The organism is Kitasatospora sp. NPDC015120, from assembly GCF_043080305.1.
Classification (GTDB): Bacteria; Actinomycetota; Actinomycetes; order Streptomycetales; family Streptomycetaceae; genus Kitasatospora.
In genome coordinates this window covers 27,401-42,455 of the sequence record NZ_JBIBVJ010000024.1, presented here as the reverse complement: position 1 = coordinate 42,455, position 15,055 = coordinate 27,401, and the positions used below count along the sequence as shown (strand labels likewise).

General features: G+C 75.6%; 9 protein-coding genes. 1 reads left to right on the top strand and 8 read right to left on the bottom strand.

Features of this window, described 5'->3' with window-relative positions:
• Window positions 1–338: 338 nt before the first annotated feature.
• Window positions 339–1,148 carry a TrmH family RNA methyltransferase gene (locus tag ACF1AK_RS32035; protein ID WP_391502340.1) on the bottom strand — a complete coding sequence of 270 codons (810 nt, stop codon included), beginning with the start codon at window positions 1,146–1,148 and terminating at the stop codon, window positions 339–341.
• A 98-nt stretch (window positions 1,149–1,246) separates the two neighbouring features.
• Between ACF1AK_RS32035 and ACF1AK_RS32030 the strand changes: the two genes are divergently transcribed.
• A complete protein-coding gene (locus ACF1AK_RS32030) occupies window positions 1,247–4,015 on the top strand; it encodes a SpoIIE family protein phosphatase (RefSeq protein WP_391502339.1) in 2,769 nt (922 codons plus the stop codon).
• A gap of 93 nt (window positions 4,016–4,108) precedes the next feature.
• Here ACF1AK_RS32030 and cobA read toward each other — a convergent pair whose 3' ends face one another.
• The 7 genes from cobA to ACF1AK_RS31995 form a co-directional block, all read right to left on the bottom strand.
• Window positions 4,109–5,395: a uroporphyrinogen-III C-methyltransferase gene (gene cobA / locus ACF1AK_RS32025; protein ID WP_391502338.1), complete on the bottom strand. Its 1,287-nt coding sequence runs from the start codon at window positions 5,393–5,395 to the stop codon at window positions 4,109–4,111.
• Window positions 5,396–5,497: 102 nt separating this feature from the next.
• Entirely contained in the window at window positions 5,498–9,139 is a 3,642-nt protein-coding gene (gene cobT / locus ACF1AK_RS32020) for a nicotinate-nucleotide--dimethylbenzimidazole phosphoribosyltransferase (protein WP_391502337.1), read from the bottom strand.
• Window positions 9,140–9,642: 503 nt separating this feature from the next.
• Window positions 9,643–10,944 (bottom strand): precorrin-6y C5,15-methyltransferase (decarboxylating) subunit CbiE, encoded by a 1,302-nt coding sequence (cbiE, locus tag ACF1AK_RS32015; protein WP_391502336.1) that lies wholly within the window; start codon window positions 10,942–10,944, stop codon window positions 9,643–9,645.
• A gap of 173 nt (window positions 10,945–11,117) precedes the next feature.
• Window positions 11,118–11,771, bottom strand: coding sequence for a GNAT family N-acetyltransferase (locus ACF1AK_RS32010; RefSeq protein ID WP_391502335.1), 654 nt, complete (start codon window positions 11,769–11,771; stop codon window positions 11,118–11,120).
• Window positions 11,772–11,976: 205 nt separating this feature from the next.
• Entirely contained in the window at window positions 11,977–12,807 is an 831-nt protein-coding gene (locus ACF1AK_RS32005) for a MetQ/NlpA family ABC transporter substrate-binding protein (protein WP_391502334.1), read from the bottom strand.
• Window positions 12,808–12,866: 59 nt separating this feature from the next.
• Window positions 12,867–13,610, bottom strand: coding sequence for a methionine ABC transporter permease (locus tag ACF1AK_RS32000; protein WP_391502333.1), 744 nt, complete (start codon window positions 13,608–13,610; stop codon window positions 12,867–12,869).
• A complete protein-coding gene (locus ACF1AK_RS31995) occupies window positions 13,607–14,647 on the bottom strand; it encodes a methionine ABC transporter ATP-binding protein (RefSeq protein WP_391502332.1) in 1,041 nt (346 codons plus the stop codon). Before ACF1AK_RS31995 ends, ACF1AK_RS32000 begins: the two co-directional genes overlap by 4 nt.
• Window positions 14,648–15,055 lie beyond the last annotated feature (408 nt).

The following is a 15,055-nucleotide window of genomic DNA, read 5'->3' as shown; positions in this document are numbered from 1 at the left end:
CCAGCAGGCGGACCCCCGCCTCGCCGAGACCCCCAACACCGCGCGCCCCAGGGGCCCGCACAGCGCTGCCATGGGCAAGAGGCCCGGAACAGGAAGTCGGCCGGGCCGACTTCCTACGCCACAACCCCACGCGCAGGGGAGGACGAGCGAACCCGGCGGAACACAGGAAGCCGGTGAGGCCGACACCACGCGCGTCACGGGCCCGCGCAGGGGAGGACGAGCGAACCCGGTGGGGCAGGAAGCCGGTGGGGCCGGCGCCGCGTGCGTCGGGGGAGGAGGAGCGAGCCCGGTGGGGCGTGTGCGGGCGGAGGTGGGCGAGATCGGTGGGGCCGGGGGGGTCAGGGGGTGGCGGTGACGGCGTAGAAGGCGACGGCCGCGGCGGCGCCGACGTTGAGGGAGTCCACGCCGTGGGCCATCGGGATGCGCACGGCTTGGTCGGCGGCGGCCAGGGCACGGCGGGTGAGGCCGTCGCCCTCGGCGCCGAGCATCAGGGCGGCCTTGAGGAGGCGGTGCGGGGCGAGGACGGCGAGGTCGACGGCGGTCTCGGCCGGGGTGAGGGCGAGCAGTTCGAAGCCCGCCGCCCGCACCGTGTCCAGGGCGTCCGGCCAGGGGTCCAGCCGGGCGTACGGGACGGCGAAGACCGCGCCCATCGAGACCTTCACCGCGCGCCGGTACAGCGGGTCCGCGCAGTCGGGCGAGAGCAGGACGGCGTCCATGCCGAGGGCGGCGGCGCTGCGGAAGATCGCGCCCAGGTTGGTGTGGTCGACCAGGCCTTCCAGGACGGCGACCCGGCGGGCGCCGGCCAGCAGTTCGGCGGCGTCCGGCAGCGGCTGCCGCTCCATCGAGGCGAGGGCGCCGCGGTGGACGTGGTAGCCGGTGACGGCCTCGGCCAGGGCGGGTTCGACGACGTGCACGGGGGCGTCGGCCTCGGCGATGACGTCCGCCATCACGTCCAGCCACTTGGGGGTCAGCAGCATCGACCGCATCCGGTAGCCGGCCGCCAGGGCGCGGCGGACGACCTTCTCGCCCTCGGCGATGAACAGGCCCTCGGCGGGTTCGCGGCGGCGGCGGAGCTCGACGTCGGTCAGGCCGGTGTAGTCGGCGAGGCGCGGGTCGGCGGGGTCGGTGATGGTGCGGGGTTCGGACACCCTGCGATCCTGCCAAGTCGGGCCGGGGAAGGCCAACCGGCCCAATGGGCGGGGTGGTCGGCCTTGGCCCGCCGCCACGTGGAGTGCAAATATGACGTATGGCCCGTTTTCCGGGCCGATCTTGGGCTCCGTCGGACCCTGGTGCGGCCGGTTCCACCTCCGCCTCCCGATCCACCGGTACCGCCGCCGGCTCGCCCGGTGGGCATCCCCACGGTCGGCACCAGCGATCACGAACGGCCCGGCCGGCATCGGCCAGGGTCCGGTCGGTGGCCGGACAGGTCTTCGCGCTCCAGGTCCTGGTGGTGCTGCTGCTGGTGGTGGCGGCCGTGGTCGCCCTGCTGGTGCAGTCCCGCAACGACGCCCGGCAGGAGGCCACCAACCGCTCGGTGGCGGTCGCGCAGACCTACGCCAACTCGCCCGGCATCGTCGCCGCCCTGCGCTCCCCCGACCCGACCGCGCTGCTGCAGCCCTCGGCGCAGTCGGCGCGGATCAACGCGGGCGTGGACTTCATCGTCGTGCTCGACACCGACGGCATCCGCCTCACCCACCCCAATCCGGAGCGGATCGGCCAGAAGGTCATCGGCAACTACCAGCCCGCGCTGGCCGGGCAGGTGGTGACCGAGCAGGTCAAGGGCACGCTCGGGTCGCTGGTGCAGGCCATCGTGCCGGTGCACGCCCCGAACGGGCAGGTGGTCGGGATGGTGGCGGCGGGCATCACGATCGCCAATGTGAGCAGTGCCAGCGAGCGGCAGCTGCCGGTGGTGCTGGGGGCGGCGGCCGCCGGGCTCGCGCTGGCGACCGGCGGGACGGCGCTGATCAGCCGGCGGCTGAAGCGGCAGACCCGGGGGCTGGGACCGGCCGAGATGACCCGCATGTACGAGCACCACGCGGCGGTGCTGCACGCGGTGCGCGAGGGCGTGCTCATCGTCGGCGGCGACGGCCGGCTGCTGCTCTGCAACGACGAGGCGCGCCGGCTGCTCGACCTGCCGCCGGACGCCGAGGGCCGTCCGCTGACCGAACTGGGTCTGGAGCCGGCGCCCCTGGAGCTGCTGGCGGACGGGCGGACGGTCACCGACGAGGTGGTGCTGGCCGGTGAGCGGTTGCTGGCGGTGAACGTGCGGCCCACGGACCGGGACGGCGGGCCGCCGGGCTCGGTGGCGACGCTGCGGGACTCGACGGAGCTGCTGGCGCTGTCCGGGCGGGCCGAGGTGGCGCAGCGGCGGCTGCGGCTGCTGTACGACGCCGGGGTGCAGGTGGGCAGCACGCTGGACGTGACCCGGACGGCGGAGGAGCTGGCGCAGGTGACGGTGGGCCGGTTCGCCGACATCGTCACGGTGGACCTGGCCCACGAGGTGCTGGAGGGCGACGAGCCGCCCTCCGGCGGTTCGCTGCGGATGCGGCGCACGGCGCTGGCGGCGGTCCGGGACGACGCGCCGTTCTACCCGGTGGGCACGGTCCAGGAGGTGGCGCCGTCGACGCCGCTCGCCGGGGCGCTGAGCAGCGGGCTGCCGGGGGTGGAGCCGCGGCTGGCGGACGCCGTCGGGTGGCGGGAGCAGGATCCGGAGGCGGCCGCACGGGTGCTGGCGTACGGGGTGCACTCGCTGGTGCGGGTGCCGCTGAAGGCGCGCGGGGTGCTGCTGGGGATCGCCCGGTTCTGGCGCACGGAGGGGTCGGAGCCGTTCGAGGAGGACGACCTGGCGTTGGCGGCGGAGCTGGTCGCGCACGCGGCCGTGTGCGTCGACAACGCGCGCCGGTACACCCGGGAGCACGCGATGGCGGTGACGCTGCAGCACAGTCTGCTGCCGCGGAGCCTGCCGGAGCAGAACGCGCTGGAGGTGGCGCACCGGTACCTGCCGGCGCAGGCGGGGGTGGGCGGGGACTGGTACGACCTGATCCCGCTGCCGGGGGCCCGGGTGGCGCTGGTGGTCGGAGACGTGGTCGGGCACGGGCTGCACGCGGCGGCGACCATGGGGCGGCTGCGGACGGCGATCCACAACTTCTCGACGCTGGACCTGCCGCCGGACGAGCTGCTGGGACACCTGGACGAGCTGGTGAACCGGATCGACCTGGAGGAGTCGGCGACCGGAGGTTCGGCGGCGGTGACCGGCGCGACCTGCCTGTACCTGATCTACGACCCGGTGGCGCGGCGGTGCACGGTGGCGAGCGCGGGGCATCCGCCGCCGGCGCTGGTGCGCCCGGACGGGTCGGTGGTCTTCCCGGAGCTGCCGACGGGGCCGCCGCTGGGGCTGGCGGTGCTGCCGTTCGAGACGGTGGAGCTGGAGGTGGCGGAGGGCAGCCGGCTGGTGCTCTACACGGACGGGCTGGTGGAGGACCGCGAGCGGGACATCGACGAGGGGCTGGAGCTGTTGCGGGCGGCGTTGACGGGGCCGCCGCGGACGCCGGAGCAGACGTGCGCGGACGTGCTGGGGGCGATGCTGCCGGAGCGGCCGCAGGACGACATCGCGCTGCTGGTGGCGCGGACCCGGGGGCTGCCGGCGGAGCGGGTGGCGGAGTGGGAGGTGCCGTCGGAGCCGGCGGCGGTCGCGGGGGTGCGGGCGGCGGTGGCGGAGCGACTGGAGCGGTGGGGGCTGACGGAGGCGGCGTTCGTCACCGAGCTGATCCTGAGCGAGCTGGTGACCAATGCGATCCGCTACGGCACGGGGCCGATCAGGGTGCGGCTGCTGCTCGACCGGTCGCTGATCTGCGAGGTGTCGGACGCCAGCAGTACGTCGCCGCACCTGCGGTACGCGGCCACCACGGACGAGGGCGGGCGCGGGCTGTTCCTGGTCGCCCAGTTCGCGGACCGGTGGGGGACGCGCTACACGGCCACCGGGAAGGTGATCTGGACGGAGCAGCCGCTGGAGTAGCCCGTCGGCGCGTCGGCGCGGAGGACCTCGCGACGTGCCCGACGCGGAGACCCGCGGGGAGAACCGGGAGGGTCAGGCGTCGGGCACCGGGCGTCAGGCGTCGGGGGACGTGGCGTCGGCGAGGACGTGGACGACGTCGCCGACGACGATGACCGCCGGGGGCTTGATGCCCTCGGCCTCGACGGTGGCGGCGACGGTGGCGAGGGTGGCGTCCACCCGGCGCTGGGCCGCGGTGGTGCCCTCCTGGACGACGGCCACCGGGGTCTCGGCGGCGCGCCCCTCCGCGATCAGCCGGGCCGCGATCGCGCCGATCTTGTCCACGGCCATCAGCAGCACCAGGGTGCCCGTCATCCGCGCGAGCGCCCCCCAGTCGGTGAGCGAGCGCTCGTCGTCCGGCCCGACGTGCCCCGAGACCACGGTGAACTCGTGCGTCATCCCCCGGTGGGTGACCGGCACGCCGACCGCCGCCGGCACGCTGATCGAGCTGGAGATGCCCGGCACCACCGTGACCGGCAGCCCGGCCTCGGCGCAGGCGAGCAGTTCCTCGCCGCCGCGCCCGAACACGTACGGGTCGCCGCCCTTCAGCCGGACCACGAACTTGCCGGCCTTGGCGTGCTCGACCAGGGTCCGGTTGATCGCCTCCTGCGCCATGAACCGCCCGTACGGGATCTTCGACGCGTCGATCACCTCGACGTGCTCCGGCAGCTCCGCCAGCAGCTCGCGCGGCGCCAGCCGGTCGGCCACCACCACGTCCGCGTCCGCGAGCAGCCGCCGGCCGCGGACGGTGATGAGGTCCGGGTCGCCCGGGCCGCCGCCGACCAGCGCCACCCCCGCGCCGTGCGCGCGGTACTGGCGGGCGGCGAGCGAGCCGTCCCGCAGGCCCTCGACGATCGAGTCGCGCAGCGCGGCCGAGTGCCGGGGGTCCCCGGTGAGGACGGCCACGGTCGCCCCGGCGTCGCGGCCGCTGGCCGGCGTCCACGCGGTGGCCGCGGCGGCGTCGTCGCTGCGGGCGCAGAACACCCGTTCGCGCTCCGCCTCGACGCTGACGGCGGCGTTCACCGCGGGGTCGTCGGTGGCGACCAGCGCGTACCAGGTGTCGGCGAGGTCGCCCTCCTGGTAGGGCCGGCGGTGCCAGGTCAGCTCACCGGCGTCGGCCATCGCCTGGACGGCCGGGGTGGTGGCCGGGGATATCAGGTGCACCCGGGCGCCGGTGGCGAGCAGGGCGGGCAGCCGCCGCTGGGCGACATGACCGCCGCCGACCACCACGACGCGGCGGCCGGCGAGCAGCAGGCCGACCGGGTACGGAGTGCGGCCCTCGGTGCTGGGGTTGGGCCCCTCCTGCCCGTTGGCGGGCAAGGAGGGCGGGGTGGGCGCGGTCATCGGTGGTGCTCCTGGATCGGTGAGGGTGTGGGGGTGCGACGCGGCGCCGCTCCGCGCACCGGCGCGCCCTCGGGCCGGTGCGCGGAGCGGATCGGGCGGGCGTCAGGCCTTCTCGGTGACCCCGGCGGAGTCGAAGGTGGCTACATCGTGCATCGCGCGGGCCGCACTCTGCACCAGCGGCAGGGCCAGCAGGGCACCGGTGCCCTCGCCGAGCCGCAGGTCGAGGTCGATCAGCGGACGCAGGCCCAGCTTGGTGAGCGCGGCCTGGTGGCCGGGCTCGGCCGAGCGGTGGCCGGCGATGCAGGCGGCCAGCACCTCGGGGGCGATCGCCTTGGCGACGAGCGCGGCCGAGCCGGCGATCACGCCGTCCAGGATGACCGGGGTGCGCAGGCTGGCCGCGCCGAGCAGGAAGCCGGCCAGGGCCGCGTGCTCCAGGCCGCCGACGGCGGCCAGGACGCCGATCGGGTCGCCCGGGTCGGGCTGGTGCAGGGCCAGGGCGGCCCGGACGACCTCGACCTTGCGGGCGTGCGTCTCGTCGTCGATGCCGGTGCCGCGGCCGGTGACCTCGGCCGGGTCCAGGCCGGTGAACACCGAGATCAGGGCGGCGGAGGCGGTGGTGTTGGCGATGCCCATGTCGCCGGTGACCAGCGCCTTGTTGCCGGCCGCGACGAGGTCGCGGGCGGTCTCGATGCCGACCTCCAGGGCCTTGAGCGCCTCCTCGCGGGTCATCGCCGGGCCCTGGGTCATGTCGTCGGTGCCGGGCTTGACCTTGCGCGGCAGCAGGCCGGTGGTGCGGCCCTGCTGGATCGCGTCCGGCAGCTCGGCGGCCACGCCGACGTCGACCACGCAGACCTCGGTGCCGATCTGCTTGGCGAAGGCGTTGACCACCGCTCCCCCGGCGAGGAAGTTGCCGACCATCTGGGCGGTCACCTCCTGCGGCCAGGGGGTGACGCCCTGGGCGTGCACGCCGTGGTCGCCGGCGAAGACCGCGACGCAGGCGGGCTCCGGGACGGGCGGCGGGCACTTGCGGGACAGGCCGCTCAGCTGGGCGGAGATGATCTCCAGCATGCCGAGCGAGCCGGCCGGCTTGGTCATCCGCTTCTGGCGGTCCCAGGCCTCGCCGAGCGCCTTGGCGTCCAGCGGGCGGATGCCGCGCAGGGTTTCGGAGAGCAGGTTGTTCGGCTCCTCGCCCGGCAGGGCCCGGTTGCCGTACTGCTCCTCGTGGACGACCCAGGACAGCGGGCGCTTCTTCGCCCAGCCCTGCTGGGCGAGCTCGGGCTCGTCCGGGAAGGCGTCGACGAAGCCGACGCACAGGTAGGCGACGACCTCCAGGTGCTCGGGCAGACCGAGCTCGCGGACCAGCTCCTCCTCGTCGAAGAAGCTCACCCAGCCGACGCCGAGGCCCTCGGCGCGGGCGGCCAGCCAGAGGTTCTCGACGGCGAGGGCGGCCGAGTACGGGGCCATCTGCGGCTGGGTGTGGCGGCCCAGGGTGTGGCGGCCGCCGCGGGTGCGGTCGGCGGTGACCACGATGTTGACGGGCGTTTCGAGGATCGCCTCGATCTTCATTTCCTTGAACTGCTTGGCCCGGCCCTTGGGCAGCGAGTCCGCGTAGGCCTCGCGCTGGCGCTCGGCCAGTTCGTGCATCCTGCGGCGGGTCTTCGCGGAGCGGATGACCACGAAGTCCCAGGGCTGGGAGTAGCCGACGCTGGGGGCGGTGTGGGCGGCCTCCAGGACGCGGATCAGCACCTCGTGCGGGATCGGGTCGGGGCGGAAGCCGTTGCGGATGTCGCGGCGCTCGCGGATCACCTGGTGGACGGCCTCGCGGCCGGCGTCGTCGTAGCCGGGGGCGGCCGGGCCGCGCGGTTCGGCGGGCTCGGCGGCGGCTTCGGCGTCGTGGGTGGCCTCGGCGGCGGTCTCGACGGTCTCGGCGGTCGCGGAGGCGTCGGCGGTCGCGGCGGGCTCGGTGGTCTCGGCGGATTCCGCGGCCTCGGGGACCTCGGTCGCCTCGGCGGCCGCGGTGGAGTCGGCGGCCTCGGGCCCGGCCTCGGGCGCGGGCTGCTGCTCGGCGGCCGGGGCCTCGGGAGCGGGCTGCTCGGCGGCGGGCTCCGCGACGGGCTCGGCGGCGGCCGGGCCCTCGGCGGCAGGGGCAGCGGTCTCCTCCGCGGCCGGGGCGGCGTCCACGGGGGCGGCCGGCTCGGCGGCGGGGACGGCGACGGGCTGGCCCGAGGGCATCTCGCCCGTGCCGACGGCGGTCTCGGCCGCGGCCTCGGGAACGGCCTCGGGCGCGGGCTGCTGCTCGGCGGGCGGGGCCTCGGCGGCGGACTGCTCCACCACGGGCTGCTCGACGACCGGCTGCTCGACGACGGGCTGTTCGACGACCGGCTGCTCGGCCACGGTCTGCCCGACGACGGCCTGCTCGGCGGCCGGGGCCTCGGGGGCGGGCTGCTCGGCCGGGGCGGGCACGGCGGGCTGGGCGGCGGCCTCGGCCGGAGCGGCCTCGGCAGCGGGCCCGGCGGGCGCGTCCGACGCGGCCTCGGCGGGCCCGGCCTCCGCGGGCGCGGTCCCGTCGACGGCGGGCGCTATGGGGGCGGACTGCTCCGCGTCCGGCGCGACGGCGTCGGGCGCGACGGCGGCCGGGGCCTGGGCCTGGGCCTGGGTGGCCGGGGCGCCCGCCTCGACCGGCGGCAGACCGTGCGGGGGCGGCGCGGCCAGGAAGGCGGAGATGCGGCGCGGCTGGCCGGCCGGGGCGGCGGGCTGCGCGTCGGCGGCCGGGGCCTCCCCCTGCGCCGGCTCGGCGGCGGCCGGGGCCTCGGCGGCGGGGGCGACGGCCGGCTCGGCGGTCTCGGGCGCGGCGACGGGCTGCGCCGGGGCCGGCACCTCCACCGGCGCGGGGGCGGCGGCCGCGGGGGTCTCGACGGGCGTGGCCGGCACGGCGGGTGCGGCGGCCTCCGCGGGCGCCGGGACCTCCACCGGCGCGGCGGTCTGCTGGACGGCCGGCGCGGGCTGGACCACGGGCGCGGCCACCGGGGCGGCCTGCTGCTCGGGCTGGACGGCGGCCGGCACGATCGGGATGCCGTGGGCGGGGGTGCTGCCGGTGGAGGGGCCCCGGTCGGCGAGGGAGCGCACCGGGACCTGGCCGGTCATCAGGGACGGGTCCGGGATCGGCGGGCCGGCGTGCAGCGGGCGGCGCGGCGGCTGAGCGGCCGTCATCGTCTCGGGGCCCTGGCCCTGGACGGGAACGGTCTGGGCGCCGGGCGCGGGCTGGGCGTGCAGCGGTGCCTGGGGGGTCTGGGCCTGCGCGGCGCCGTGGGCGACGCCGAGCACGGGCGGGTCCAGCGGCGGCCAGGACGGCTCGACGGGGGTGCCGGGCGGGGTCTGCTGGTCGGGGACCGGCTCGCCCCAGGAGCCCTGCGGGCCCGGCATCAGCAGGACGTCGTCCTCGTCGTCGAGGCCGTCCGGCTGGTCGACGAAGTGGAAGGCGGGGCGCTGGGCGCCCGGGTCGACGTTCCAGCCGTCGCCGGGGGCGCCGGGGACGCCGGCCAGGGCGTAGCCGGGCGCGCCGAGCGGGGTGCCCTGGGCCGGGACGCCGTGCGGCGGGAGCGTGCCGGGCAGGCCGGTGCCGTCCGTCGCGACGCCCTGTCCGGGTGCGACGGCCGCGGCGCCCTCGGGGCCGCCGAGCGGGTCGGGCCCGGCGAGCAGGTGCTCCGGCAGTCCCTCGTTCGGGACGTGGCCGCCATCGGTCATGTCAAAGCTCCTTCCAGGCCGCTGCCGCGCCCTCGGCGACGCGATCACCGACCGCAGCGCCCATCCGCACGGGCCGGGCCTGCACCGGCCCGCCCCTCAACCACACACGGCCGCCGCGCCGAGGCGCTGCGGCCGGAGTCCTTCCGGCGCGCTGCGGCACCCCGGCCCGTGCACCACCCGTGAGCGGTGGCGCGTCATCTGAAACAACGACAAGCCGGGGCAACCGGCACGACCGCACCGGACCCTACGGCATTCTCCAGGTCCGGCGGGCGGCCCGTCGAATTGCCCACACTTCGAGCCGTACCGGTCCGTACCGCGTCAGAAAGGCGCCGGACCGACCGGATCGGGCGGGTCGGCGGAGGCCGCAGCCGTCCCGGACGCCACACTACCGGCCCGGCGGGGCCGCCTCTCGAATCGGTGTCCGGATGCGACCTGGATCACCGTCCGGCGCGGCCGGGCGGTGCCGTCGCCGGGGTGCGGCGGGCGGAATCGGCACCGGGCCTTCACGCTTTCTGCTCACCCCAGAGCAGGAAGGTGCCGGGGTCGCCGACGCCGAGGCGCAGTCCGTGGCCGCCGTCGCCGCCGGGCGGGGTGCCGGGGGTGGTGGCGGGTGCGAGCAGCGGCGCGGACTGGAGCAGCGCGCCGTCGGCGCGGTAGCCGGCGTCGGCGATGGTCCGGCGGACCTCCTCGGCCTCGGCGAGGGTGCGGGCGACGGCGACGATCCGTTCGGGGCGGCGGGAGAGGACGGCGCGCACGACCTCGGGGCCGCCGGTCTCGACGACGGCGGCATCGGGTTCGGGGAGTTCGCCGAGGACGTCGGGGCCGTGGCCGTGGACGGTCTCGACCTCGACGCCGTAGCGGCGGGCGTTGACGGCGAGGCGGGCGCAGGCGGCGCGGTCGGCCTCGACGGCGACGACGGCGGCGCCGAAGCGGGCGGCCTCCACGGCGAGCGCGCCGCTGCCGGCGCCGACGGACCAGACGAGGTCGCCGGGGCGTGCGCCGAGGCGGGCGAGCACGAGCGCGCGGACGTGCGCCGGGAGTGTGTCGGGTACGCCGGGCGTGCGCTCGGTGCCGGTGTAGGTGTCGGTGGGCAGGGCCCAGCCGCGGTCGGGGCCGGGGTAGCCGACGGGGCGTCCGGCGAGCCAGCCGGCCGCTTCGCCGGCGCCGCCGCCCTGCGGTCCGCCGCCGGGGCCGCCGGCGCTGCTGCCGCCGATGACCAGGACGACGCTGGGGTCGCGCCAGATGTGGTCGGCGACGCGGTCGGAGGTGAGGACGGTGACGTCCTCGTCGGGGGTGCCGAGGGCCTCGCAGACGACGAAGGTGCGGTGGACGCCGCGGAGCATCAGGGCGAGTTCGCTCGGCCCGGCGCCGGGAGCGGTGAGGACGGCGACCTTGGGGTGGGCGCGGCAGACGTTGGCGGCGCGGCGCAGCCGGCCGCCGTGGGCGCTGACGACCTGGGCGTCCTCCCAGGGCATGCCGGCGCGGGCGAAGGCGGCGGCGACGGAGGAGACGGCGGGCAGGACTTCGAGTTCGAGGCCGTGCTCGGGGCGGCGCAGGGTGCGGACGACACCGAAGAAGCCGGGGTCGCCCTCGGCGATGACGACGGCGGCGCCGCGGTGTTCGGCGATCCGGCGGGCGGCGAGCTGGATGCTGCCGAGGGCGATGCGTTCGGCGGCGGCCGGCACCGGGAGGGCCTTGAGCTGGTAGGGGGCGCCGGCCACCAGGGTGGCTGCGGCGAGGGCCGCGGCGGCGGCCTCGGTCAGCGGTGTGCCGTCCCACCCGATGACCGTGATCCGGTCAGCCATCTGCGGCTGTCTCCCTCGCCGTCCGTGCACCGTCAGGCGCCGCACACCGGCGCCGGTCAGAGGCTACCGGGTGTGATCCCCTCGGCGCGGACATCTCGCACACCTGTGCCCGGCGAGGCGTGCGGCGCGCGGTGCCGCCGGGGCGTGGCGGGGCGCGGCGGGGCACGGCGGGGTCAGTCGCGCAGGACGTAGCGGTCGCCGCCGGCCCAGGCGGGGGCGAGGGCCTCGGGGGCTTCGAGGTCCTCGGGCAGCAGGCTCCACAGGATGAGGTCGGTGCGGCTCTCGGCCCCGGACGCCTCCGCCTCGTCGGCGGCGCCGGACTCGCCGCGCACTATCCAGGCGCTGCGCAGCACGCCCTCGCTGATGCCGCCGATCTTCTGGGCCACCTGCTGGGCGGCGGTGTTGCCGGCGGCGGTGCGCAGCTCCAGTCGCTGGAAGCCGCGGTCCTCGAAGAGCCACTGGGCGACGCCGAGGACGGCCTCGGGGGCGTACCCCTCGCCGCGGGCCCAGGCGGCGGTGATGAAGGAGATCTCGGTGGAGCGCAGCCGCCAGTCGGTGTGGCGCAGTTCGACGAGGCCGACGAGGCGCTGGGTGAGGTGTTCGGTGACGGCGAGGACGATGCCGTGGCCGGCGGCGCGGTGGGCGGGGGCGAGGGTGCGGGCCAGGTCGAGGGCGTCGGCCTCGGTGAAGGGGTGGGGCCGGTCGGTCCAGGCCAGGACGAGTTCGTCGGCCATCATGGCGGCCAGGCCGGGGGCGTCGTCCTCCGCAAGCGGGCGCAGCAGCAGCCGTTCGGTGCTGATGGCGGTCTCGGGGAAGCTCGCTGCCATGCCGTCTCTCCTCGCCGGGTCGTGAACACACCGTACGCCTCGCCGGTGCCGGGTGGTCACGCGGTGCACGGACCGGACGACGGTACGTCAGATGTGGGCCTGTCGGACCGTCACTGGTGCATATTGCCCGACCGGGCCCCCGCCTGGTTGCGGCGGGGGCCCGGTGGTGTCCGGCGGGACGGGTCGGCGGTGCGGTCGGCGTGGATCAGAACGCCGGGACGACGGCTCCCTGGAAGGTGTCGTCGATGTACTTCTTGACCTCGGGCGAGTGGAGCAGCTCGGCGAGCTTCTTGACCCGGGGGTCGTTCTCCTTGCCCTGCTTGACCGCGAGGATGTTGGCGTAGGGGTTGCCCTCGGCCTTCTCCAGGACCAGCGAGTCGCTGGTGGGCTTGAGGCCGGCGTCGATGGCGTAGTTGCCGTTGATGACGGCGGCGTCGAGGTCGTCGATGGAGCGGGGCAGCTGGGCGGCCTCCAGCTCCTTCCACTTGAGGTTCTTCGGGTTGCCGGTGACGTCGGCGGGGGTGGCGGCGGTGCCGACGCCGTCCTTCAGGGTGATGAGGTTGTTGTCGGCGAGGAGCTTGAGCGCGCGGCCCTCGTTGGTGGCGTCGTTGGGCAGGCCGACGGTGGCGCCGTCCTTGAGGTCGCCGACGGCCTTGGCCTTCTTGGAGTAGAGGCCGAGGGGCTCCAGGTGGACCGTCTCGACGGAGACGATCTGGGTGCCGTGCTTCTTGTTGAAGTCCTCCAGGTACGGCACGTGCTGGAAGTAGTTGGCGTCGGCCGAGCCGTCCTGCACCGCCGTGTTGGGGGTCACGTAGTCGGTGACCTCCTTGATGGTGAGCTTGAGGCCGGCCTTGTCCGCGAGGTTGTCCTTGACGTACTTGAGGATCTTCCCGTGGGGGGTGGGGCTGGCGACGACGGTGAGCGGCGCGTTCGGGTCCGAGGAGGACTTCGAGTCGCCGTTGCTGCCGCAGGCGGCCAGGGAGAGGGCGATGCCGGCGGTGGCGAGGACGCTGGTGAACTTCAGGGCGTTGCGCACGAAAAGTGCCTTTCTGCGTGATGCGGGGAGCCGGGTCCGGGGTTCGGACGCCGGGTGGTCTAGGAGGCGACGAGGTCGTCGGGGCCGGCCGGGGCGGCGGGGACGCGGCCGCGCGGGCGGAGCAGGCGGATCCGGCCGCCGGTGCGGCCGCGGTGGGCGAGGGAGCGCACGGCCCAGTCGCCGAGCAGCTGCACGACGGTGACGATGATCACCAGTTCGGCGACGATGATCCACATGAAGGCGGTCTCGAAGCGGAAGTAGCCGTAGTTGATGGCGAGGGTGCCGAGGCCGCCGCCGCCGACCGCGCCGGCCATGGCGGAGTAGCTGATCAGCGTGATGACCGTGGTGGTGACGGAGGCCACCAGGCCGGGCAGGGCTTCGGGGATCAGCGTCTTGCGCACGATGGTCCACGCGGAGCCGCCCATCGCCTGGACGGCCTCGACCAGGCCGCGGTCGACCTCGCGCACGGAGGTCTCGACGAGGCGGGCGAAGAAGGGGATCGCGCCGATGGTGAGCGGCACGGTCGCGGCCTGCCAGCCGATGGAGGTGCCGACCAGCCAGCGGGTGAAGGAGATCAGGGCGATCATCAGGATGATGAACGGCACCGAGCGGGCGATGTTGACGACGGCGCCGAGCACCTTGTTGACGGGCCGGTTCTGCAGCAGGCCGCCCTTGTCGGTGACGACCAGCAGCACGCCGAGCGGCAGTCCGAGCAGGACGGTGCCGACGGTGGCGGCGCCGACCATCTGGAGGGTCTCCCAGGTGGCGGGCCACATCAGTTCCTGCATCTGGTCCCAGGTCATGCGTCCGCTCCCTTCGTCGTCGCGGTGAGGGTGGTGTCGAGGACGTCGACCTGCAACCCCTGCTCGCGCAGGAAGCCGATGGGCACCACGTTGTCCTGGTGGCTGCCGGGCAGTTCGACCCGCATCCGGCCGACCATGCGCCCGGCGATGGTCTCGACGGCGGCGCCGAGGATGTTGATGTCGATCTGGTAGGTGCGGGCGAGCTGGGAGACGAAGGGCTGGGCGGGGGTGTCGCCCTGGAAGGTGATCTCCAGCACGGTGGCGCCCGGGTGGCCGGTGCCGAACTCGCCGAGCGGGAAGAGCTCGCGGGCGAGCTCGGAGTCGGGGACGGCGAGCAGGTCGGTGAGGACGCCGGACTCGACGACCCGTCCGCCGCGCATCAGGGCGGCGGAGTCGCAGACGGACTTGATGACGTCCATCTCGTGGGTGATCAGCAGCACGGTGAGGCCGAGCTGCTGGTTGAGGTCGCGCAGCAGCTTGAGGATGGAGCGGGTGGTCTCGGGGTCGAGCGCGGAGGTGGCCTCGTCGGAGAGCAGCACCTTGGGGTCGCCGGCGAGGGCGCGGGCGATGCCGACGCGCTGCTTCTGGCCGCCGGAGAGCTGGCCGGGGTAGCTGCGGGCCTTGTCGGCGAGACCGACGAGGTCGAGCAGCTCGGCGGCCTTGCGGCGGCGTTCGGTGCGGTCCAGGCCGATGATCTCCAGCGGGAGTTCGACGTTCTGCTGGACGGTCCGGGAGGCGAGCAGGTTGAAGTGCTGGAAGACCATGCCGATCCGGCGGCGGGCCTCGCGCAGTTCCTTGCCGGCCCGGTTCTCGCCGCCGGACAGGGCGGTGAGTTCCACGCCGTCCACGGTGACGGTGCCGGAGCTGGGGCGCTCCAGCATGTTGACGCAGCGGATGAGGGTGGACTTGCCGGCGCCGCTGGTGCCGACGACTCCGTAGACCTCGCCGGGGCGGACGTGGAGGTCGACGCCCGCGAGGGCGGTCACCTCGCGGCCGCGGGAGCGGTAGACCTTGGTGAGGTCCGTGGTGGTGATCACAGCTGCTTCCGTGGGTCGGGGCGGGCGGCGGGCGGCCGCCGCACCGGGGGGTGCGGTGGGCGGCGCGCGACGGCGCCACGTGCCGTGGGGATGCGAACCTGCCGTCCCTTGATCGTCGCCGCCGGGCGGCCGGGCCGCGCGACGGCGTGGCCCTTACGAGTCACCGGCCGTCCGCGGGCGGGCAGGCGGGAGGAGGGGGTGCGGCAGGACGGGCGCGCTCGCACGGGGACGGGAGCGGCGCCGGGTTCTCGCTTCGGGGCGCGAGGAGGAGGCACTCTCAGCGGGTGCCGGGGGCGATGGCCCTCAGCGGTGACACATTCGACGGCACATGGCACGCTCACCTGCCGGCAGTGTGCCGGTGGGGGTCCATTTCGTCGTCGCAGTCATGTGAGCCAGTAAAACAGATGG